The 20968-nt window shown below is 67.2% G+C and carries 19 protein-coding genes; 7 read left to right on the plus strand and 12 right to left on the minus strand.

The window, feature by feature from the left end; translation table 11 throughout:
• Positions 1-67: 67 nt before the first annotated feature.
• Positions 68-316, plus strand: coding sequence for a DUF7683 domain-containing protein (locus tag ACWEFV_RS12595; RefSeq protein ID WP_135453048.1), 249 nt, complete (start codon positions 68-70; stop codon positions 314-316).
• Between the two features lies 1 nt (position 317).
• On the opposite strand, the gene ACWEFV_RS12600 is transcribed toward ACWEFV_RS12595, so the two are convergent.
• Both ACWEFV_RS12600 and ACWEFV_RS12605 read right to left on the minus strand, forming a co-directional pair.
• A complete protein-coding gene (locus tag ACWEFV_RS12600) occupies positions 318-1136 on the minus strand; it encodes a cytochrome P450 (RefSeq protein ID WP_450070403.1) in 819 nt (272 codons plus the stop codon).
• 33 nt (positions 1137-1169) lie between these two features.
• Positions 1170-2069 carry a polyprenyl synthetase family protein gene (locus ACWEFV_RS12605; RefSeq protein WP_450070404.1) on the minus strand — a complete coding sequence of 300 codons (900 nt, stop codon included), beginning with the start codon at positions 2067-2069 and terminating at the stop codon, positions 1170-1172.
• A gap of 412 nt (positions 2070-2481) precedes the next feature.
• On the opposite strand from ACWEFV_RS12605, the gene ACWEFV_RS12610 reads away from it, so the two are divergent.
• From ACWEFV_RS12610 to ACWEFV_RS12620, 3 genes are all read left to right on the plus strand, one after another.
• Positions 2482-3216 carry a beta-phosphoglucomutase family hydrolase gene (locus tag ACWEFV_RS12610; RefSeq protein ID WP_135453046.1) on the plus strand — a complete coding sequence of 245 codons (735 nt, stop codon included), beginning with the start codon at positions 2482-2484 and terminating at the stop codon, positions 3214-3216.
• A gap of 7 nt (positions 3217-3223) precedes the next feature.
• Positions 3224-5590, plus strand: a complete 2367-nt coding sequence (locus ACWEFV_RS12615) for a glycoside hydrolase family 65 protein (RefSeq protein ID WP_135459900.1) — start codon at positions 3224-3226, stop codon at positions 5588-5590.
• 116 nt (positions 5591-5706) lie between these two features.
• Positions 5707-7161, plus strand: coding sequence for a catalase (locus ACWEFV_RS12620; protein WP_135453045.1), 1455 nt, complete (start codon positions 5707-5709; stop codon positions 7159-7161).
• Here ACWEFV_RS12620 and ACWEFV_RS12625 read toward each other — a convergent pair whose 3' ends face one another.
• Entirely contained in the window at positions 7162-7746 is a 585-nt protein-coding gene (locus ACWEFV_RS12625) for a TetR/AcrR family transcriptional regulator (protein ID WP_450070405.1), read from the minus strand.
• Positions 7747-7820: 74 nt separating this feature from the next.
• Here ACWEFV_RS12625 and ACWEFV_RS12630 point away from each other — a divergent pair, with 74 nt between their 5' ends.
• The gene (locus ACWEFV_RS12630; RefSeq protein ID WP_450070406.1) at positions 7821-8720 is read left to right on the plus strand and encodes a TauD/TfdA dioxygenase family protein; all 900 of its coding nucleotides are present in this window, start codon (positions 7821-7823) and stop codon (positions 8718-8720) included.
• Position 8721: 1 nt separating this feature from the next.
• Here the strand turns inward: ACWEFV_RS12630 and ACWEFV_RS12635 are convergent, their stop codons facing one another.
• Positions 8722-10650, minus strand: coding sequence for a YhgE/Pip domain-containing protein (locus tag ACWEFV_RS12635; protein ID WP_286175268.1), 1929 nt, complete (start codon positions 10648-10650; stop codon positions 8722-8724).
• Positions 10651-10733: 83 nt separating this feature from the next.
• Positions 10734-11477, minus strand: a complete 744-nt coding sequence (locus tag ACWEFV_RS12640; RefSeq protein WP_450070407.1) for a hypothetical protein — start codon at positions 11475-11477, stop codon at positions 10734-10736.
• Positions 11478-11535: 58 nt separating this feature from the next.
• Here ACWEFV_RS12640 and ACWEFV_RS12645 point away from each other — a divergent pair, with 58 nt between their 5' ends.
• Positions 11536-12150 carry a TetR/AcrR family transcriptional regulator gene (locus tag ACWEFV_RS12645; RefSeq protein ID WP_234941143.1) on the plus strand — a complete coding sequence of 205 codons (615 nt, stop codon included), beginning with the start codon at positions 11536-11538 and terminating at the stop codon, positions 12148-12150.
• 4 nt (positions 12151-12154) lie between these two features.
• On the opposite strand, the gene phoU is transcribed toward ACWEFV_RS12645, so the two are convergent.
• The 4 genes from phoU to guaB form a co-directional block, all read right to left on the minus strand.
• A complete protein-coding gene (gene phoU, locus ACWEFV_RS12650) occupies positions 12155-12814 on the minus strand; it encodes a phosphate signaling complex protein PhoU (protein WP_450070408.1) in 660 nt (219 codons plus the stop codon).
• A gap of 67 nt (positions 12815-12881) precedes the next feature.
• Complete coding sequence (locus tag ACWEFV_RS12655; RefSeq protein ID WP_450070409.1) at positions 12882-14618, minus strand: GMC oxidoreductase; 1737 nt, start codon at positions 14616-14618, stop codon at positions 12882-12884.
• Between the two features lie 159 nt (positions 14619-14777).
• Positions 14778-15905 carry a GuaB3 family IMP dehydrogenase-related protein gene (locus ACWEFV_RS12660; RefSeq protein WP_210115633.1) on the minus strand — a complete coding sequence of 376 codons (1128 nt, stop codon included), beginning with the start codon at positions 15903-15905 and terminating at the stop codon, positions 14778-14780.
• Positions 15906-15943: 38 nt separating this feature from the next.
• Positions 15944-17485, minus strand: coding sequence for an IMP dehydrogenase (gene guaB / locus ACWEFV_RS12665; protein ID WP_135453038.1), 1542 nt, complete (start codon positions 17483-17485; stop codon positions 15944-15946).
• A gap of 146 nt (positions 17486-17631) precedes the next feature.
• Here guaB and ACWEFV_RS12670 point away from each other — a divergent pair, with 146 nt between their 5' ends.
• Positions 17632-18036, plus strand: coding sequence for a DUF5319 domain-containing protein (locus ACWEFV_RS12670; protein ID WP_003882245.1), 405 nt, complete (start codon positions 17632-17634; stop codon positions 18034-18036).
• On the opposite strand, the gene ACWEFV_RS12675 is transcribed toward ACWEFV_RS12670, so the two are convergent.
• The 3 genes from ACWEFV_RS12675 to ACWEFV_RS12685 all read right to left on the minus strand — a co-directional run bounded on the left by ACWEFV_RS12675 (position 18027) and on the right by ACWEFV_RS12685 (position 20681).
• Complete coding sequence (locus tag ACWEFV_RS12675) at positions 18027-19211, minus strand: anti-sigma-D factor RsdA (RefSeq protein WP_135453037.1); 1185 nt, start codon at positions 19209-19211, stop codon at positions 18027-18029. The two genes, ACWEFV_RS12670 and ACWEFV_RS12675, sit on opposite strands and share 10 nt — an antisense overlap.
• Positions 19204-19782, minus strand: a complete 579-nt coding sequence (locus ACWEFV_RS12680) for a sigma-70 family RNA polymerase sigma factor (RefSeq protein WP_135453036.1) — start codon at positions 19780-19782, stop codon at positions 19204-19206. Before ACWEFV_RS12680 ends, ACWEFV_RS12675 begins: the two co-directional genes overlap by 8 nt.
• A 101-nt stretch (positions 19783-19883) precedes the next feature.
• Entirely contained in the window at positions 19884-20681 is a 798-nt protein-coding gene (locus tag ACWEFV_RS12685; protein ID WP_135453035.1) for a hypothetical protein, read from the minus strand.
• Between the last annotated feature and the right edge of the window lie 287 nt (positions 20682-20968).

Below are 20968 nucleotides of genomic sequence, written 5' to 3' on the forward strand. Positions count from 1 at the left end.
CGGCAGATGGCACCTGTGAGCGGGTCCTATACTTCGGGTCGACGATCTTCCGGGGGGACGTAGCGCCATGCCACTGCAGTGGGTTCTCGAAGGGTTCCACCCCGATACCGAACAACTGGTTCACGACTACCCGCTGCCCCGCTTGACTCCAGCAGCAATACGCCAGATCTTGAATGTGCCCGAAGACATTCCGATCGAGCCCTTTAGCTTCGACATACCGGACGACAGGTCGCTACACGCGCTGGCCGAATTCGCGGGAGCGCCCGTTACCCTCGATCCGACATTCACCTATCAACTCGGTTGCTACAGCGAGTAGATCAGCCATCACGTCGATGAACCGACGAGGGAAGCACCTGAACCCTGATGGAGTGCCGACTCGGATGAGCCGGCGTGACTGTCGCCATCACGGGGCCGACGGTATGCAGCGTCACGTCTGCCCGCGCCCGCAGGGGTGCCGTAGGCACGAGGTCCAGGCGTACGGACTGTGACAGGACGGCCAGAATGAGCGTCAGCTCCAACTGGGCCAATCTCGCGCCCAGACACATGTGACGACCGCCGCCGAACGGGACATACGCATAGCGCGGGCGGGTGGACGCGTTCTCCGGGAGGAATCGTTGAGGTTCGAATCGCTCTGGCTCTGGCCAGAATTCGGGATGACGGTGCAGTAGGTACGGCGAGAGTCCGACGGTGTCGCCGGCGGAAACCGGGATGCCCAGGAGGTCGTCGTCTTGCGCGGCGTCGCGATTGATGTAGCACGCCGGCGGATAGAGCCGCAGCGCCTCTGACACCACCGCCTGCGTCCACGGCAGCACCTCGACGTCGGCCGCCGCTGGGTCCCGGCCGCGCAATACGTCGTCCACTTCGGCGATCAGACGCTCGTAGGCGGCAGGAATCTGCGACAAAAGGGGCAGCATGAACGTCAGGGCATTGGTTGTGGTCTCGTGTCCGGCAATGACCAGGGTCATGACCTCGTCCCGGATCTCCGCGCGGGACAACGGTTGCCCATCCTGTCCGGTGGACAGCAGGTCGAGTAGGTCGATGGGTTCGTCGTGCGGCTCGCGGATACGCGTGTCGATGATCCGGGCGGTCAGCGAATCCAGCGTCTGTGAGGCACGACCCAACCCAGGCGCAATCACCGAGGAGCGCCTTCAACGGCCGGTACGTGAAGCTCACATCGAACGCAGGTCACCCAGACCGAGGACTTCCGCGACCGGGCTCGACCGAGTGGGGCTGACCTCGGCAACGGGCTTGGGCGACGCACGCAGCACCTGGTGGATCGCCCCGTCGGCGGAACGCCGCACCCGCTCCAGCATCGTGGCCCAGCCAACCTGTGAGCGGGCGGCCAGCACTGCCGCTGCCAGCCGCAGTCTTCGCCGGTACGGCGCGGGCGCCCCGACTGCCGTGCACAAGAACGCCGTGGTGGTGATGGTCATATGGGCCACCGCCGCCCGGGCACGGCGCCTGGAGACACACGGGCCGACCCGGGCCAGCAGGGCGAAGCTGCCCACTGCGGGGCCGCCCTCGACGTCGCGGACATCATCCATGATCTGAAAGGCGAGGGCCAGGTGGTCCGCGTACCGCGTCAGGGCTGACAGCCCATGGTGGTGGAGTCCACCCGCAGTGCCGCCGTAGGAGCAGGCCAGCCGGAACAGGGTGCCGGTCTTCGCGCCGGCCACGAGCTCGTAATGCCGGCGCAGGGCGGCGGCGTCGTCGACGGCGGGCGGCAGGCTCTCGACAAGCTGGCCGGCGGAGAGCTCGGAGATCCGGTCGAGATATGTGACGCCCGGGACCTCACCGAGCCGCGCGAAGACGGCCGGGTTGTCGGCCAGCACTCGCGCGAGCACCTGCAGAGCTTTGCCGGCCAAATGAAATCCCGCCCGGGCGGCGGTGCGGACGCCGAACGCGGCGGGCACGGAAGGCGCATCGCGCCGCAAGAGCGATCCGTCGCAGATGTCGTCGTGCACGAGCGACGCCTCGTGGAACATCTCCATCGCACAGGCCACGTCGACGGCGTCGCTCAGCGGCACCGCGGCGGCCGAGGGCTGCAGACAGGCGCAGACCAGCGCCATCCCGGCTCAGACCCGTTTCCCGGGGACGGCCAGGATGTGGCGGTAGATGGCATCGAAACTGCCACCGCTGACAAGGACTTCGTACAGTCGATCCGCGACCAGGGGCAATTGATCGGAGGGACGGGTCGGCAACGGTCGGTCAACGCTGAGGGCGTCGGGCGCGACGGATGTGCTTGCCTCACCCATCATCGTCCCTGCCGCGGTATCCCGGCGAAACGGCGGCCACCGGATCCGGTGATTCGCTCCACAACGGAAATCGTGGCTGCCGCGTGTTGCGACGAGCGCAGTAGCGCGCCACTGCAATCTCGCCTGGGCTCGGATGGTGTTACTGAGGGAACGTCACGAAGTACCCCGCGCACCGAACTGGGCATGCTGAAGTGGTACCTGTACGCATCCGGAAGCGAGGTTGCCTGTGCTGGGTCTTCCCGACGAGGTGCGCGCCTGCCTGTTCGACCTCGACGGCGTGCTCACCGATACCGCCAGCGTGCACAAGAAGGCATGGAAGGCGATGTTCGACGGGTACCTGAAGGCACGGGCCGAACGCACCGGTGAACCGTTCGTCGCCTTCGACATCGACGCCGACTATCTGAACTACGTCGACGGTAAGCGCCGGCAGGACGGTGTCCGGTCGTTCTTGGCCAGCCGCGGGATCGAGCTGCCCGAGGGCACACCGGACGACGGCACCGACGCCGACACCGTCGAGGGCCTGGGCAACCGCAAGAACGCGATGTTCCACCAGACCCTGCAGTCCGACGGGGTCGAGGTGTTCGAAGGATCGCGGCGCTACCTGCAGGCCGTGGCGCAGGCCGGCCTGCGCCGGGCCGTGGTGTCCTCCAGCGCCAACACCGAAGAAGTACTCAAGCTGACGGGATTGGACACATTCATCGAGCAGCGGGTGGACGGGGTGACGATGCGCGACGAGAACCTGCCGGGCAAACCGGCGCCGGACAGCTTCCTGCGCGCCGCCGAACTCCTGGGCGTCTCCCCCGCGCAGGCCGCCGTGTTCGAGGACGCGCTGGCCGGGGTCGCAGCCGGGCGGGCCGGAAAGTTCGGCTTCGTGGTCGGCGTTGACCGGGTCGGGCAAGCCGAGCAGTTGCGCCGCGACGGCGCCGACATCGTCGTCACCGACCTGGCGGAGTTGATGTAGCGCCATGATGATCACCCACGACGCGTACCCGGTCGAACCGTGGCAGGTGCGCGAAACCCGGTTGGACCTCAACCTGCTGGCTCAGTCCGAATCGCTGTTCGCACTGTCCAACGGTCACATCGGCCTGCGCGGCAACCTCGATGAGGGCGAGCCGTACGGCCTGCCCGGGACGTACCTGGCCGGGTTCTTCGAGGTGCGCCCGCTGCCCTACGCCGAAGCCGGATTCGGCTATCCCGAGGCAGGGCAGACCGTCGTCGACGTCACCAACGGCAAGCTGCTGCGACTGTTGGTCGATGACGAGCCCTTCGACCTGCGCTACGGCGATCTGATCGACCATGAGCGCATCCTGGATCTTCGCGCCGGCACCCTGACTCGCCTCGCGCACTGGCGCTCCCCGGCGGGAAAGCAGGTCCGGGTGGTCTCCACCCGCCTGGTGTCCTTCGCGCACCGCGGCGTGGCCGCCATCGAGTACACAGTGGAGGCTGTCGGCGAATTCACCCGGGTGACAGTGCAATCCGAACTCGTCACCAACGAGGATCAACCCGAGACCGCCGGCGACCCACGGGTATCGGCGGTGCTCAAACATCCGCTGCACGCCGTGCACCACGAAAACACCGACACCGGTGCGCTTTTGGTGCACCGCACCAGAAGCAGTGGACTGATGATGGCGGCCGCGATGGACCATGACGTCGAGGTGCCGGGGCGGGTCGAGGTGAGCACCGACTCCCGTGACGACCTGGCCCGGACCACCGTCATCTGCGGGCTGCGGGCCGGACAGAAGCTGCGCATCGTCAAATATCTCGGCTACGGATGGTCGAGCCTGCGTTCGCGTCCCGCCCTGCGCGATCAGGCCGCCGGCGCCATCGCCGGCGCCCGCTACAGCGGGTGGCAGGGGCTGCTGGACTCCCAACGCGCCTACCTCGACGAGTTCTGGGACTCCGCGGACGTCGAGGTCGAAGGTGACCCGGATTGCCAGCAGGCGGTGCGATTCGGGTTGTTCCACGTGCTGCAGGCCAGTGCCCGTGCGGAGCGACGTGCGATCGCCGGCAAAGGGCTGACCGGCACGGGTTACGACGGCCATGCCTTCTGGGACACCGAGGGTTTCGTGCTGCCGGTGCTGACGTACACCAATCCCCAGGCGGCCGCCGACGCACTGCGGTGGCGGGCCTCCACGCTGGACCTCGCCCGCGACCGTGCGCAACAGCTCGATCTGAAGGGCGCCAGTTTCCCGTGGCGCACGATCCGAGGTGAGGAATGCTCGGCGTATTGGCCGGCGGGCACCGCCGCATGGCACATCAACGCCGACATCGCCGCCGCGTTCGAGCGCTATCGCGTTGTCACCGGCGATGATTCGCTGGAGCAGGAATGCGGCCTGGAGGTCCTGGTAGACACCGCCCGGCTGTGGATGTCGTTGGGTCACCATGACCGCCACGGGATCTGGCATCTGGACGGCGTTACCGGACCCGACGAATACACCGCGGTGGTGCGCGACAACGTCTTCACCAATCTGATGGCCGCACACAACCTTCGGGTGGCCGTCGACGCCTGCACCCGCCACCCGGAGGCGTCCTACTCGATGGGCGTGACCACCGAGGAGACCGCGGCCTGGCGCGACGCCGCCGACGCCGCCCACATCCCCTACGACGACGAACTGGGGGTGCACCCGCAGTGCCAGGGCTTCACCACGCTGGCCGAATGGGACTTCACGTCCAACACCACCTATCCGCTGTTACTGAACGAGCCGTATGTCCGGCTCTACCCGGCCCAGGTGCTCAAGCAGGCAGATCTGGTGCTGGCCATGCAGTGGCGGAGCCACGCGTTCACCGCGGAACAGAAGGCCCGCAACGTCGACTACTACGAGCGGCGCACCACCCGCGACTCGTCACTGTCGGCATGTACCCAGGCGGTGATGTGCGCCGAGGTCGGCCACCTCGAGCTGGCCCACGACTACGCCTATGAGGCCGCGCTGATCGACCTGCGTGATCTGCAGCACAACACGCGCGACGGTCTGCACATGGCCTCGCTGGCCGGTGCCTGGACGGCTCTGGTGGCCGGCTTCGGTGGGCTGCGCGACGACGAGGGCGTCCTGTCGCTGGACCCGCATCTGCCCGACGGTATCTCGTGCCTACGTTTCCGGTTGCGCTGGAAGGGATTCCGGTTGACGGTCGACACGCATCACGACGCCGTCACGTACACCTTGCGCGACGGGCCGGACGGGTCGCTGGCCATCCGCCACGCCGGGGACGACGTGGTGCTCAGCACCAGTGGACCGACCACAGTCGCGGTCGTTCCCCGCCATCCGCTGCTGCCTCCGCCGCCTCAGCCGCCCGGCCGGGAACCGGTACGCCGTCGCGCCGGCCACGCCGAACAGTAACGACCCGGCTCGCCGGGTGTGGATTCGAAAGCCACTGGGTACTCAGCTCCCGTCCGTCACAGCGGTGGCGTCGCATCGCGCGGCGCTTTCCGCTGAAGAGCGAGAGGAGCGACGGGGTGACCGGTACCCAGCCCAAGCCGACAACCACCGACGCCGGAATTCCGGTGTACAGCGACGAACATTCGCTGACGATCGGTCCGGACGGACCGATCCTGCTGCAGGACCACTACCTGATCGAGCAGATGGCGATGTTCAACCGGGAGCGCATCCCGGAACGCCAGCCGCACGCCAAGGGCGGCGGCGCATTCGGCCACTTCGAGGTGACCAGCGACGTCAGCGCCTACACCAAGGCCGCACTGTTCCAGCCGGGCGTCAAAACCGATACCCTGACCCGGTTTTCGACCGTGGCCGGTGAGCGCGGCAGCCCCGACACCTGGCGTGATCCTCGTGGCTTCGCCACGAAGTTCTACACGACCGAGGGCAACTTCGACATGGTCGGCAACAACACCCCGGTGTTCTTTATGCGTGACCCGTTGAAGTTCCAGCACTTCATCCGCTCCCAGAAGCGGCGCGCGGGCAACAACCTGCGTGATCACGACATGCAGTGGGATTTCTGGACTTTGTCCCCGGAGTCGGCCCATCAGGTGACGTGGCTGATGGGTGATCGCGGCATCCCCCGCGATTGGCGGCACATGAACGGCTACTCCAGCCACACCTACAGCTGGATCAACGCGGCCGGGGAGATCTTCTGGGTCAAATACCACTTCAAGACCGACCAGGGCGTCGAGTTCCTCACGCAGGAGGAAGGCGACAAGATGGCCGGGATCGACGGCGACGCCCACCAGCGCGATCTCTACTCGGCCATCGAGCGCGGCGAGTTTCCGACCTGGTCGTTGAAAGTGCAGATCATGCCGTTCGAGGAGGCCAAGGACTATCGGTTCAACCCGTTCGACCTGACCAAGGTGTGGCCGCACGGCGACTATCCGCTGATCGACGTCGGCACTCTGCGCCTGGACCGCAACGTCACCGACTACCACACCGAGATGGAGCAGGCCGCCTTCGAACCGAACAACCGCGTGCCCGGCACCGGCTTGAGTCCGGACAAGATGCTGCTGGCCCGTGACTTCTCGTATGCCGACGCCCACCGCGCTCGGCTCGGGACCAACTACAAGCAGATCCCGGTCAACTCGCCCAAGGTCGACGTGCACAGTTATTCGAAAGACGGCGCCATGCGCATCACGAACGCCTCCGATCCGGTGTACGCCCCGAATTCGTACGGCGGCCCGCAGGCCGATCCGGCCCGCACCGGCGAATCACTGTGGCACGCCGACGGCGACATGGTTCGCGCCGCGTACACGCTGCACGCCGAGGACGACGACTGGGGCCAGGCCGGCACGATGGTGCGCGAAGTGCTCGACGACGCGGCGCGGGCCCGGCTGGTCTCCAACATCGCCGGTCACCTGTCGAAGGGCGTCTCCGACCACGTCCTGGAACGGGCCTTCGAGTACTGGAAGAACGTCGACAAACAGCTCGGCGACAAAGTCGAAGCCGCGGTCAGCGGCGGCGGCTGACTAACCCGCAGAAGAGTCGTCGGGTGCGAGGATCTGTGCGATCTCCGCGCTCACCGTGGCGCGCACGTCGTCGTCGCTGATCGAGTCCAGGCCGGTCGCCGACTTCAGGAACGGTTCGAACAAGCGCCACCCTAGTTGCAGCGCAACGGCGTTGGCGACGGCCAGCCGTCCGGTGCGCTCATCCTCGAAACGCGGCAGCACCTGTCCGAGCAGCCTCGTGACCCCCGGAAACTGGGTCTGCAGCCGGCCCACGGGGTAGCCGTCGAGCAGCGCCCTGGCCATCAACCGCATGTGCTGGTCCATGGTCTGGTCGATCTCGTCGGCTGGGCCCCCGTCGTCCAACAGCGCGGTGAGCCGGCCACCGAGGTGATCGAGTACCGCGCCGACCAGCTGCTCCTTGGTACCGAAGTGCCGGTAGATCAGTCCGTGGTTGACCTTGGACCTGGCGGCGATGTCACGGATGGACGTGGCCGCCGGGCCGTGTTCGGCGAACAGTTCGGCCGCGGCGGACAGTGCGGCCGCGACCACCTCGTCGCGGCCGACCGGCCCGGTCGCATCCTTGGACGGTGGCGTCGACGTAGTCATGTGACTACACTAGCCGACATGCAGGTGTAGTCACTCGACTACAGTTGTTCCCACCAGCGCAAAGGACTGATCCGATGACCGCTTCCACCACCGCTCCCCTCACCATCAAGAAGCTCGGCAGCCGTATCGGCGCCCGTATCGACGGGGTCCAGTTAGGCGGGGATCTCGACGAGAGCACGGTCGCCGACATCCGGCGCGCGCTGCTCGAGCACAAGGTGATCTTCTTCGGCGGCCAGCACCACCTCACCGACGAGGGACAGCACGCCTTCGCGCGACTGCTGGGAACCCCGGTCGGTCATCACGCGCTCAAGAACGACGGCGCTCCGATCATCACGCCGATCGACTCCGAGTACGCCAAGGCGACCCGCTGGCACACCGACGTCACCTTCGTCCCCGACTACCCCGCCGCATCCATCCTGCGCGCAGTCACCCTGCCCGAGTACGGCGGCTCCACCCTGTGGGCATCGACCGCCGCGGCTTACGAGGCACTACCCGACCCGCTCAAGCACCTCACCGAGAACCTCTGGGCAGTGCACAGCAACCGGTACGACTACGCCGCCGCAGCCGCGATCGCGCTCACCGAAGAACAGCAGGTCCTGCGTGCCGCGTTCGAGAAGCCCGATTTCCGTACCGAGCACCCGGTGGTCCGGGTGCATCCGGAGACCGGCGAGCGCACCCTGGTGGCCGGCGACTTCACCCGCGGCTTCCTCGGCCTGGACAGCCACGAATCCGCGACGCTACTGGAGTTGCTGCAGCGCCGGATCACCGTTCCGGAGAACACCATTCGTTGGAACTGGGCACCCGGCGACGTCGCGATCTGGGACAACCGGGCCACCCAGCACCGCGCTGTCGACGACTACGACAACCAGCGCCGGGTGATGCACCGCGTGACGCTCTCCGGTGACGTGCCCGTCGACATCCACGGGCAGCGCAGCCGGCCGCTCGCGGATGCCGCTCTGCTCCAGGCGGTCTGACTCACATCTTGATCGCCGGCATCAGCCGGATGATGTTCCACAGCCGGTTGCGCCGGGCCGACAGCGACGAGATGGTCAGGGCACCGACCCAGATCAGCAGCAGGGTGATGATCGCCTGCCAGAGCCGGTGATCGATACCGCCGAGGATGAGCTGACGTAATCCGTTGACACCGTATGTCATCGGGTCGTAGTTGTGGAACGCCTGGAACGGGCGTGACGTGGTCTCCACCGGATACATCCCGCCTGCGCTGACCAGCTGGAGCATGAGCAGGGCCATCAGCAGCACCCGACCCACCGCGGGGCCGACGAATGCGTTGATCGCCTGCGTCGCCGCCACGAAGGTGCACGAGATCAGCATCATGAAGCCCAGCATCGCGACCGGATGTGCCACCTGCATGCCCAGGGCGAACCGCACCACGCAATACAGGATGATGGCCTGGAAGATCCCGATCACCGCGGCGGGCACGTAGCTGGCGAGCACCACTCGGATCGCCAGTACCTCCGCGGCGATCGGGCGGTTCTGCAACGGACGCAACACCATCCACAGCACGAGCGCACCGAAGAACAGGGCGAGCGTGATGAAGAACGGCGCCATCCCGGTGCCGAAGTTCGGCGCGGCGTTCTCGGCCGAGTTCTGCAGGTGGACCGGGCCGCCGATGGTGTCGGCGATCGCCTCCTTCTGCGCGGGTGTCCAATCGGGCACCTGGCCGGCGCCGTCGGCGAGCTTGGTCGCCAACTCGGCCGATCCGGACCGCAACTGCGAGGTGCCGGATTTCAGCTGCCCGGCACCGGTGTCGAGTTTGGCTATACCACTGGCCAATTCGGCATTGCCCGAGGCCAGCTGCTGAGCTCCGCTACGCAGTTGGTTCAGCTTGGCGTTGAGATCGGAGTTCTTGCTACCGACCTGATCGAGCGCGGAGTTCAGCGGGCTGCCGGGGTTGCGCAACGACGACGTCATCGAGATCGCCGCATTCTCCGCATCGGTGAGCTGTTGGCGGATCTGCGGGGTGAGCTGGTGGGCCCGAAGGTCATCCTGGACACCCCGCAGCGTTCCGGCCGCGTTGTTGGCGAGCGGATCCGGGCTGGCCGAGAGCTGATCGATCACCGACGTCAGCGCCGTCGCAGCGGAATCCTGCGCCCCGGTGATGGCACCGATCTGGTCATTGGCCTGACGCAACGCCGCGGTGCCGTCTTCGAGTTTCTGGGTGTCGCCACCGACCTTCGACAGCGCCGAGCTCACCGCGACCAGCGGGTCAGTGGCCTTGGTGATCCCGTCGGAGAGCTGCTTGGCGCCGGTGGCCAACTGGGCCGAGCCGGACCGGGCGCTGTGAAGCCCGGTTGCCAGCTGACCGGCGCCGTCATCGACTTTCACCGCCCCGTCGGCGAGTTGGGCCGCACCGTCCGCAGCCTGCTTGATCCCGGCGCCCGAGCTGACCACGACCGAGAGCACCTGGTTGACCGCCTGGCCCGAGATCCGCGTCGACACCGCATTGAGCACCTGGTCGATCGCGGTGCGGCCGATGTTCGACGAAATGTAGTTGTTGGCGTCGTTGTAGACCGCATTCAGGTTGGCCTGCTTGGGGTTCCCGGTCAGCGGTGACGCGATCGCCTCACTGAAATCGGCCGGGAGCTCAAGCATGAAGTAGTACTGGCCGTGTTCGACGCCGCTACGCGCCTCGTCGTCATCCACCACATGCCAGTTCAGGCTCGCATCGTCGGTCAGGCTCTTGGCGATCTCGGCACCGACATTGATGTGCTGGCCCGAAACCACCGCGCCCCGATCGGCATTGACGAGTGCCACCGGCATCTTGTCGACCTGACCGAAGGGGTCCCAGTACGCCCAGAGGTACAACGCGCCGTACACCAGCGGCAACAGCATCAGCACCACTATCGCGGCGCGGGTCATCCGGCTGCGGCCGAAGCGTTTGATCTCAGAGCCGAAGGCGAGTCCGGCGGCCGGGGCACCGAAGTTGATTCCAGCAAGCGGGGATGAGCCGCTTGCGCGAAGAAAATTCAACACTGTTCGTTCTTTCCGGTCAGGATGCGGTGATCGTGCAGACCGTGGTCGGGGGCTTCGACACCGAGCGGATTGGTCACGCCGACAACGACGGTGCGCTGGGTGGCGATGGCGCCGAGTCGTTCGACTGCAACCGCCCGGCGCGAGTTGTCCCTTACCTGTTCGAGGTCGCCGACCACCAGGATCGGACGATTCGAGAACAGGGCCAGGGTGACCTTCAGCAGGAACAGATCGAGATCGGACAGTTCGCTGATGTAGGTCTCGGCCGCGGGCGGCGTCAGTTCTCCGAAGACTTCACGCAGTGCGGATTCGCCGGCCTCGATCGGAACCCGTCGATACCACGGGGCCAGCCACCGGCGCTGCTCGGCGAGCACTGTCCGCACGGTGACCGAGTCCTCCAGCTCGTCGATGTCGGCGAACGCCGCGATTGCGCAGTGCCGCCGGATCGCTCGGGGGGCGGTCTCGCCGCAGACCGTCACTGTGCCGCGGGTGGGCTTGAGCCGGCCGGCCAGCGTGAGCAGCAGTGCGGTCTGGCCCCAGCCGCCGGGCATCTGAATGGCGTGGAATCCCGGCGTGAGCTCGAGGTCGATGTTCGAGAACAACGGTCCGTGCTCGCCGTCCACCCCCAACCCGGCCGTGACGATCTGCGGCGCGTCCTGCGCGGCGTCCTCGTCGGGCGCCTCGGTCGCGTCGTCCCCCTCGGACGCCCGGGTGTCCTCGGCGTCGTCCTGATCTTCCATCTCCGACCTTTCGATACTCGCTGGTATCCAAACGATACCAGCGAGTATTGTGTTCCCCATGTCGGCTGTCAAACCCGCCCGGACCCGTCCCACCCGCGACGAGGTCCGCGACCGGATCCTCGACGCAGCGCTCAAGGTTTTCGCGGCCGAAGGGTTCGCCGGCGCCACCATCGACGCCATCGGTCACGCCGCGGGATTCACCAAAGGCGCGGTGTACTCCAACTTCGAATCCAAGGACGAGCTGTTCCTGGCCCTGTTGGACCGGCAGTTCGAGAGTCGCGGCGCCCTCATCGCAACCGCTCTCGACAGTGGGCACGGCGACACCGCCGCGATCGCCGCGGCATTGAGCCGGTCAACGCTTGATTCGATACACGATCAGACCGAGTACCAGATCGTGCTGACCGAGTACTGGCTGCGTGCGGTCCGAGATCCCCAGCTGCGCGAACGCCTGGTGGCCCGCCGCCGCGCCGCTGCCGATCAAGCGCTGCGCATCGTCGAACAGGCCGGCACGTCCCTGCCCGGTCACCAGCTGTCGGCACTCGCCCAACTGGTGGTCACCATCATCTCCGGCATCGCCACCGAGGAGGTGCTGCAACCGGGGACGGTCGATGTCGACACACTCACCCGGCTGTTCACCGCGCTGCTCGAATCCAGCCCGGCTCCCGGCCGGTAGCGGCTCAGGCCAGCTTCTTGTGCACCGGCCGCCCGCCGGTCGCCTCGAAGATCACCCGCTTGCCGATCTCGACGGCGTGATCGGCGAATCGCTCGTAGTAGCGGCCCAGCAGTGCGACGTCGACCGCCGAGCACACCCCGTCATCCCAGGGGCGGTCCAGCAGCAAAGTAAACAGATGTCGATGCGCGGCGTCGACGGCATCGTCCTCGTCGCGCAGACGTGCGGCGGCATCGGGGTCGCGGGAAACCAGCACCTCTTCTGCGGCCCGCGCCAGGCCCACCGCCTGGTCTCCCATCTCGGCAAAACAGGCGCGCACCTCCTCCGGCAGGGCGCAGTCCGGATGGCGCAGCCGGGAGATGTCGGCGACGTGCACCGCAAGCGCTCCCATGCGGTCGAGGTCGGCGGCGATGTGCATCGAACCGACGATCGCGCGCAGTTCGCCGGCGACCGGCTGCTGCAGGACCAGCAGCCGAAACGCCGACTCCTCGATACGGCAGTCGTAGGCGGCGATGTGTTCGTAGTCGGCGATGACCTGCTCGGCCAACGACAGGTCGGAGTCGAGCAGGGCCGCATTGGCGCGCTGCATCGCACTCACCGCCAGCGCGCACATCTCGGCGAGTTGAGTGGACAGTGCCGCCAACTCGTCGTGGAACGCCTTCCGCATGCGCCACACCCCTCCCGGCCGGACCTCGCCGCCCGGCGACGGTTAGGTACCCGGAACGGGGCGGGAACTAACCGCCCGAGTTGACGGGTTCGATCGGCAGCCGCCGCAGTCCGGCAGGCGCCTCGGCCGGCACCACGGGATGCTCGGGCGCGATCGGCGCCAGTTTCCGGTACGGCTCATTCTGCTCCGGACGCTGGTCGTCCTGGCCCTTGTTCGGCCACAACGACGCAGCGCGTTCGGCTTGGGCCGTGATCGACAACGACGGGTTCACCCCGAGGTTCGCCGAGATCGCGGCGCCGTCCATGACATAGAGCGTGGGGTAGTTGTACACGCGCTGATACGGGTCGATGACACCGTGGTCGGCGCTGTCGCCGATGGCCGCCCCACCCAGGAAATGCGCGGTGAGCGGGATGTTGAACAGCTCGCCCCAGGTGCCGCCCGCGACCCCGTCGACCTTCTCCGCCATCCGCCTGGTGAACTCGTTCCCCACCGGGATCCACGTCGGGTTCGGCTCGCCGTGGCCCTGTTTGGACGTCATGACCCGCTTGCCGCCGGGCCCACGCTTGGTGAACGTGGTGATCGAGTTGTCCAGATGCTGCATCACCAGGGCGATGACCGTGCGCTCACTCCACCGCTGCGGGTTGAGCAGACGGATCAGCTTGCCCGGATCCTGGCGACCCTGTTCGAGGAACTGCCGCCAACGGGGCACGTCGGTGCCCTGCGGCCCGGTGCCGTCGGTCATCAGCGTCTGCAGCAGCCCCATCGCGTTGGAGCCCTTGCCGTAGCGCACCGGCTCGACGTGAGTGTCGGCGGTGGGATGCACCGAGGAGGTGATGGCCACGCCGTGGGTCAGATCCATGCCAGGTGTCACCGTGAGGGTCTGGGCGCCGACGATGGACTCGGAGTTGGTGCGGGTCAGCACGCCGAGTTTGGCCGAGAGCTTGTTCAGCTTGCCGGTGTCCCGCATCTTGAACAGCAGCTTCTGGGTGTTGTACGTCCCGGCCGCCAGGATCAGGTGCGTCGCGGTGAAGGTCTTGCGCCCGCGCCGCAGCTTGCTGCCGGTACGCACGGTGCTGACCTCCCACAGGCCGTCGGCACGCTGCTCGAAACTCGTCACCGTGGTCATCGGATGCACTTGTGCCCCAGCCGATTCCGCCAGCCCGAGGTAGTTCTTGACGAGCGTGTTCTTGGCGCCGTGGCGACAACCGGTCATGCATTCCCCGCACTCGATACACCCGGTGCGGGCCGGTCCGACCCCGCCGAAGAACGGGTCGGGCACGGTCTTGCCCGGTGTCATCTCGCCGTCGAGGCCGAAGAACACCCCCACCGGCGTGGCGACGAAGGTGTCTCCGCAGCCCATATCGTCGGCGACCTCTTTGACTATGCGGTCCGCGTCGGTGAAGGTCGGGTTCTTCACGACGCCGAGCATCCGCTGGGCCTGGTCGTAATGCGGCATCAGCTCGGCACGCCAGTCGGTGATGTCCTTCCACTGCGGGTCGTTGAAGAACGGCGCCGGCGGCACGTAAAGGGTGTTGGCGTAGTTCAGCGATCCGCCGCCCACACCCGCACCGGCCAGGATCATCACGTTGCGCAACAGGTGGATGCGCTGGATGCCGTACATGCCCAACTGCGGAGCCCACAGGAACTTCCGCAGATCCCACGAGGTCTTGGCGAAGTCCGCGTCCGCGAACCTCTGGCCGGCTTCGAGTACACCGACCCGATAGCCCTTCTCCGTCAGCCGCAGCGCACTGACGCTGCCGCCGAACCCCGAACCGATCACCAAGACGTCGTAGTCAGGCTTCATGTGATCAGTATGACGCTACCGCCAGGTAACTTCTAGACAGGAAGCCCTAACTTGTAAAGAAGGGTCCCGTCATGCCGCGGCGATTTCTACGTCTGGGTCGCGATCTGAGCCCATCACTACCGTGGTGTAGAAATCGGCAAGGCGATCCCCCGCTCGGCGCTAAGACCCGACCGTCAGGCCGACCTTCTGGAACTCCTTGAGATCGCAGTACCCGGCCTTGGCCATCGACCGGCGCAGGCCACCGACCAGGTTCAGCGAACCGAACGGATCATCGGACGGCCCGGTCAGCACCTGCTCCAGGCCCGGCCGCTCCCCGACCGCCACCTGCAGCAGGGCACCGCGCGGCAACGACGGGTGCGCGGCCGCGGTCGGCCAGAACCAGCCCCCTCCCTGGGCCTCGGCGGCCACCGCCAGCGGCGTGCCCAACACGACGGCGTCGGCGCCGCAGGCGATCGCCTTGGCCAGGTCTCCGGAGGAGTGAATGTCGCCGTCGGCCAGCACGTGCACGTAGCGTCCGCCGGTCTCGTCGAGGTACTCGCGGCGCGCGGCGGCCGCGTCGGCGATCGCCGTGGCCATCGGCACGCTGATGCCCAGAACCTCGTCGCTCGTGGTGACCCCGGCCGTGGAGCCGTAGCCGACGATCACGCCGGCCGCGCCGGTACGCATCAGGTGCAGTGCGGTGCGATGGTCGAGTACACCGCCTGCCACCACGGGCACGTCGAGCTCGGAGATGAACGTCTTCAGGTTCAGCGGCTCACCGTCGGATGCGACACGTTCGGCCGAGATGATGGTGCCCTGGATGACCAGCAGGTCGATCCCGGCAGCCACCAGTGTCGGCGTCAGTGCCTGGGCGTTCTGCGGGCTGACGCGGACGGCCGTGGTCACGCCGGCCTCACGGATGCGGGTCACCGCCGCACCGAGGAGCTCGGGGTCCAGGGGTGCGGCATGCAGCTGCTGCAGCATCCGGATGGCGGCCGAATCATCGTCGGCTGTCGCCGCGACGTCCAGGACCTGGGCGATCTTGTCCTCGACATCGGCGTGCCGGCCGATCAGCCCCTCGCCGTTGAGCACGCCGAGCCCGCCGAGCCGACCCATCTCGATCGCGAACTCCACCGACACCAGGGAGTCGGTGGGATGCGCGACGACCGGAACCTCGAAGCGGTAGGCATCGAGTTGCCAGGTCGTCGAGACGTCCTTGGACGAACGGGTGCGCCGCGACGGCACGATCGTGACGTCGTCGAGCTCATAGGTACGGCGGGCGGTTCTGCCCATGCCGATCTCAACCATGTCGCGCATGACTGTTCTTAGTCTCCTGCCCCACCGATTCAGCGGGTGTAGTAGTTGGGGGCCTCGACAGTCATGGTGATGTCGTGCGGGTGGCTTTCCTTCAACCCGGCCGCCGTGATCTGGACGAACTGCGCCTGCTGCAGCTGCTCGATGGTGCCCGAGCCGGTGTAGCCCATGGCTGCCCGCAACCCGCCGGTCAGCTGGTGGATCACCGAACCCAGCGGACCGCGGAACGGCACCCGGCCCTCGATACCCTCCGGCACCAACTTGTCCTCGGAGAGCACATCGTCCTGGAAGTAGCGGTCCTTGGAGTAGGACTTGCCACCGCCGCGTCCCTGCATGGCGCCCAGTGAGCCCATGCCGCGGTAACTCTTGAACTGCTTGCCGTTGACGAAGATCAGGTCACCGGGCGACTCCGCAGTGCCGGCCAGCAGCGACCCCAGCATGGCCGTCGAAGCGCCGGCGGCCAGCGCCTTGGCGATATCGCCGGAGTACTGCAGACCGCCGTCGGCGATCACCGGAACCCCGTAGGGCTTGCAGGCCGCGACGGCCTCCAGGATGGCGGTGATCTGCGGGGCGCCGACACCGGCGACCACGCGGGTGGTGCAGATCGAGCCGGGGCCGACACCGACCTTGACCGCATCGGCACCGGCCTGCACCAGAGCGGCCGCCGCGGCGCGGGTCGCGACGTTGCCGCCGATCACCTCGACGCGGTCGCCCACCGTCTTCTTCACGCGCGCCACCATGTCGAGCACGCCCCGGTTGTGGGCGTGGGCGGTGTCGACGACAAGCACGTCGACCCCCGCGTCGACCAGCGTCATGGCCCGGGCCCACGCATCGTCACCGACGCCGACAGCGGCGCCGACCAGCAGCCGGCCGTCGCTGTCCTTGGTGGCCAGCGGGAACTGCTCGGTCTTGACGAAATCCTTGACCGTGATCAGGCCGGTCAGCTTTCCGTGCCCGTCGACGATCGGCAGCTTCTCGATCTTGTGACGACGCAGCAGGCCCAGCGCGGCCTCTGCCGAGACGCCTTCCTGCGCGGTGATCAGCGGCGGCTTGGTCATCACCTCGGCGACGGGCTTGTTCTCGTCCACCTCGAAGCGCATGTCGCGGTTGGTGATGATCCCCACGAGCGAGCCGGCGTCGTCGACGACCGGCAGGCCGGAGATCCGGAACCGGGCGCACATCGCGTCGACCTCGGCCAGGGTGTTGGTCGGCGAACAGGTGACCGGGTCGGTGACCATGCCGGCCTCCGACCGCTTCACCGTCTCCACCTGGGCGGCCTGTTCGGCCGCCGGCAGGTTGCGGTGCAGTACGCCCATGCCACCTGCACGGGCCATCGCGATGGCCATCCGCGATTCGGTCACAGTGTCCATCGCGGAGCTGACCATCGGCACCCGCAGACGGATGTTGCGGGTCAGCTGGCTCGAGGTGTCAGCGGTGGCCGGGACCACATCGGAGGCTGCCGGGAGCAGCAGCACATCATCAAAGGTGAGACCGAGCATTGCGATCTTGGTGGGATCATCGCCGCCGGTCGGCACGGGTACGGCAATGGGAACGCTGCTTTCAGCGATCGACATGGGTGGGGCCTCCAGTGGCAGGCGTGGGGCTTGTAACCCGATTCTATCGGCTCGGATATTGACAGTGATGTTGCCGTTCCTTGCACCTCACGGCGCACATCAGGACGGCTGGCGCGATGGGAGTACGGCTGCGTAGTGTGGGACTCGTGCGTGACCACCTCCCCCCTGGTTTGCCGCCCGATCCGTTTGCCGACGATCCTTGCGATCCGTCGGCTGCGCTGGACGCGATCGAGCCGGGCCAGCCTCTGGACCCCCAGGAACGGACGGCTGTCGAGGCTGATCTAGCCGATCTCGCGGTGTACGAAGCGTTGTTGGCGCACAAGGGAATTCGTGGCCTCGTCGTCTGCTGCGACGAATGCCAGCAGGACCACTACCACGACTGGGACATGCTGCGGGCCAACCTGCTGCAGCTACTTGTCGACGGCACGGTACGCCCGCACGAGCCGGCCTATGATCCCGAGCCTGATGCCTACGTGACGTGGGACTACTGCCGCGGTTACGCCGACGCCTCCCTCAACGAGGCCACCTCGGACACCGACGGCTACCGCTGATTGCCGCCTAGCCCCGGCAACAGGGGCAGTTCGACCGTCGGCAACGCCGACCCCCCACCTCGCCCGCCCGCCGGGCCTTCGTGATCTGCGCCACTACCGTTCTCGACAGGCGCAGGCGTCGTGGCGCGTACCGGCGGTGCCGACGGCACAGACGTGGGTTCCACCGCAGGCGCGACGGTCGTGGTGGTCACCGGCGGTGGCTCAGCTGCCGGAGCGGCCGAGGTGGTCGGTACCGATGTCGTGTGCGTCGCCGAAGGCTGTGAGGTCGCCGACGACGGAGCGGTCGCCGGGGCCGACGCGCTCGTCGTCGGCTCGGCACTGGTCGTCGGCGACGGTGTCGCGGACGAGGACGGCGGCGTCGACGGCGCAGTGGTCGTCGGTTGCGAGGTCTCCGACGGCGTCGATGTCGCCGACGGGTTCGATGTCTCCGAGCCGGGTGTGGTCTCGGTCGGTGAGGTCGAGGGTCCGGTTGTCGGCGTCGTCGTCGGGGTCTGCTCGGACGTGCTCTCAGCCGGGGACGACGGTGTCGTCGTCACGGTCACCTCAGGCAACACCACCGGCGGCGCATCAGGCGGCACGGTCGCGTTCGGATCGCGGTTCTCCACCTTCACCGACAGCTGCTGCCACTGGTCGACGAGTTCCTGCTTGCGCTGCTCGTCACCGACGGTGGCGACCGTGGTGGTGAGGGTCTGCAGCTTCTGCTGCGCCTGCTCCCACTGCCCTTCGTCGATCAGCTGCTGAACCTGTTTGAGCTCACTGGACGCCAACTCGACGCCCACATCGCGCGTCACCGGCGCCGACCCGAAGACCAGTCCGCGCACGCCGTAGAGCGCGTCGCCGGGGCCCGAGCCGTACACGGCCGCGCCGAACCCGCCGAGGCACAGCAGCGCGGCGGCCATCGACCCCACCAGCGCCATCGGCATGCGCACACGCCCCTGCCCGGTGGCCTTGTTGAGCGCCGCAACCGCCTCGCGGGGCGTCGCGATGCCCGACATCGGGGTGCGCCGTGCGTCGTCACGCCACCCGGCCAGCAGGACGGCCAGTTCGGCCTCCTCCCGGTCGGTGGCATAGACCTGACGCTCGAGGGACAAGGCCTCGATGAATTTCTCGGACCGGTTGATCTCGTTGAGGGACGGATCACCACCGTTTGAGGTCCAGCGGCCGAAGTCAGGCATGATCCCGCCCCGTCGCCATGATCTCGTTCTTCAGCCGGGCCAGGGCACGGTGCTGAGCGACGCGCACCGCACCGGCGGTGCTGCCGACCGCCTCGGCGGTCTCCTCGGCACTCATGCCGACCACGACACGCAGGATCAGGATCTCGCGCTGCTTTTCGGGCAGCACGGACAGCAGCCTGGCCATCCGTTCAGAAGATTCGGTGTCGAGCGCAGACTGCTCGGGCCCCGCGTCAAGGGAGAACCGCTCGGGCACCACATCGGTGGGCTCGGCACGATTCCTGGCCGCCGCGCGGTGCGCGTCAGCAACCTTGTGCGCAGCGATGCCATACACAAAGGCCAGGAACGGGCGTCCCTGATCTTTGTAGCGCGGCAGCGCCGTTATGGCGGCCAAGCACACCTCCTGCGCAACGTCATCAGCTGACAGACCACTGCGCTCGGTCGCCCCCACCCTCGCCCGGACATACCGAACGACGATCGGCCGAATGATCTCCAGCACTTCCGAGAGCGCGTTCCGATCACCTGCCACTGCCTCAGCAACGACAATGTCGAGACGGTCTCCCGAACTTGTCATCGTGGGCGATCTCTCCAGCGTTACGTTGCACCGACACTCGCGGCGATTGGCTCAGCTAAACAATAACGATCAAATCAGGCGGAACCGTGACGGTGCCGGTTCTAGGCGCCGGCCCATACCCCGCCTCTGCGACGCACTGTATCGGCGCTGAGGTCACGGATCCGGCCGATTTGCGCGGCGTCGTGCGAGGCACTCCCGATATCGGCCAGCACGCAGGCCACCGCCCACCGCAGCGGGATCAACCCGGATTTCTCGGTGGCCGGCAGTGCCGCGTCGGCGACCTCCCGCGCCGCGTCCACCTCGCCGGCACTACACAGCGCTGCGGCGAGCACGACATCAGATTTGACGGCGTGGCGCGTCGAACGGTGACCGGCAGCCGCCGCCACACCGCGGCGGGCGTGTTCGACCGCCGTGGCACCGTCGCCCTGCACCATCGCCAGTTCGGCGCTCACCCATGCCAGCCGGATCCGCTGACGTGAGTCGCCGGGCGTGTCGACGGCGCGCGCCCGGTCGAGCAGCCGGGCCGATACACCGAAGCGCCCGACCCCGAGGGCATCGGCGGCCAGCCCGACGAGCGCGTCGGAGGCAGCCTCGTCATCGTCGCCGCAGTGAGCCCACGCCTGACCGTCGGCGCCGCGAGCGCGCTCATGCCCACCCAGCTGGCGAAGGAACGAGGCCCGGGTGCTGTGCGCCAGCGACACCAGCGGACCGGAGTCCCGGCACCGCAGGATCGCGTCGAGTTCGGTGAGGGCACAGCCGTAACGCCCCTGCGCTCCGGCGGCGACCGCCCGCAGCCACCGCTCGTGCGGGGTGGTTGCAGGGGGCAACGGCCACCGGCCGGGGTCGGCCCCGAAGGCGGCGTCAGCCAGGGCCGGAGCGGCCGCTGCGATTGCAGTCATCGGTTCGCGACGCTATCAATCCCGAGGCCCTTGCAAACCCCCGGGCAACGCGGGGCCGGCGGATACTCCGAAATTCACTTTGCTCCCCGGTCATTAGTTAACAATTGATGACTCAAATGTTAATGGCATGTCAACTAACTATCGCCCGCCCGGAATTGCACACAACGCTCCCGCCTGCCCGAACAGGGGAAACCTGAAGACCGTTGCCACTGCCCTAACACTCATGTCTCCGTCAAGGCATCGCAACGATGAACGTGATGTAAATTCTCGACCTGCGATTATGCCCT

The organism is Mycobacterium sp. NPDC004974 (assembly GCF_053600815.1).

Excerpts from the sequence above, each read along its gene's own strand:
- ACWEFV_RS12675 (WP_135453037.1), bottom strand. The coding sequence starts at position 19,211 with ATGCCTGACTTCGGCCGCTGGACCTCAAACGGTGGTGATCCGTCCCTC.
- ACWEFV_RS12615 (WP_135459900.1), top strand. The coding sequence starts at position 3,224 with ATGATCACCCACGACGCGTACCCGGTCGAACCGTGGCAGGTGCGCGAA.
- ACWEFV_RS12645 (WP_234941143.1), top strand. The coding sequence starts at position 11,536 with ATGTCGGCTGTCAAACCCGCCCGGACCCGTCCCACCCGCGACGAGGTC.
- ACWEFV_RS12680 (WP_135453036.1), bottom strand. The coding sequence starts at position 19,782 with ATGACAAGTTCGGGAGACCGTCTCGACATTGTCGTTGCTGAGGCAGTG.
- guaB (WP_135453038.1), bottom strand. The coding sequence starts at position 17,485 with ATGTCGATCGCTGAAAGCAGCGTTCCCATTGCCGTACCCGTGCCGACC.
- ACWEFV_RS12660 (WP_210115633.1), bottom strand. The coding sequence starts at position 15,905 with ATGGTTGAGATCGGCATGGGCAGAACCGCCCGCCGTACCTATGAGCTC.
- ACWEFV_RS12605 (WP_450070404.1), bottom strand. The coding sequence starts at position 2,069 with ATGGCGCTGGTCTGCGCCTGTCTGCAGCCCTCGGCCGCCGCGGTGCCG.
- ACWEFV_RS12685 (WP_135453035.1), bottom strand. The coding sequence starts at position 20,681 with ATGACTGCAATCGCAGCGGCCGCTCCGGCCCTGGCTGACGCCGCCTTC.
- ACWEFV_RS12595 (WP_135453048.1), top strand. The coding sequence starts at position 68 with ATGCCACTGCAGTGGGTTCTCGAAGGGTTCCACCCCGATACCGAACAA.
- ACWEFV_RS12640 (WP_450070407.1), bottom strand. The coding sequence starts at position 11,477 with ATGGAAGATCAGGACGACGCCGAGGACACCCGGGCGTCCGAGGGGGAC.
- ACWEFV_RS12625 (WP_450070405.1), bottom strand. The coding sequence starts at position 7,746 with ATGACTACGTCGACGCCACCGTCCAAGGATGCGACCGGGCCGGTCGGC.
- ACWEFV_RS12655 (WP_450070409.1), bottom strand. The coding sequence starts at position 14,618 with ATGAAGCCTGACTACGACGTCTTGGTGATCGGTTCGGGGTTCGGCGGC.
- ACWEFV_RS12630 (WP_450070406.1), top strand. The coding sequence starts at position 7,821 with ATGACCGCTTCCACCACCGCTCCCCTCACCATCAAGAAGCTCGGCAGC.
- phoU (WP_450070408.1), bottom strand. The coding sequence starts at position 12,814 with ATGCGGAAGGCGTTCCACGACGAGTTGGCGGCACTGTCCACTCAACTC.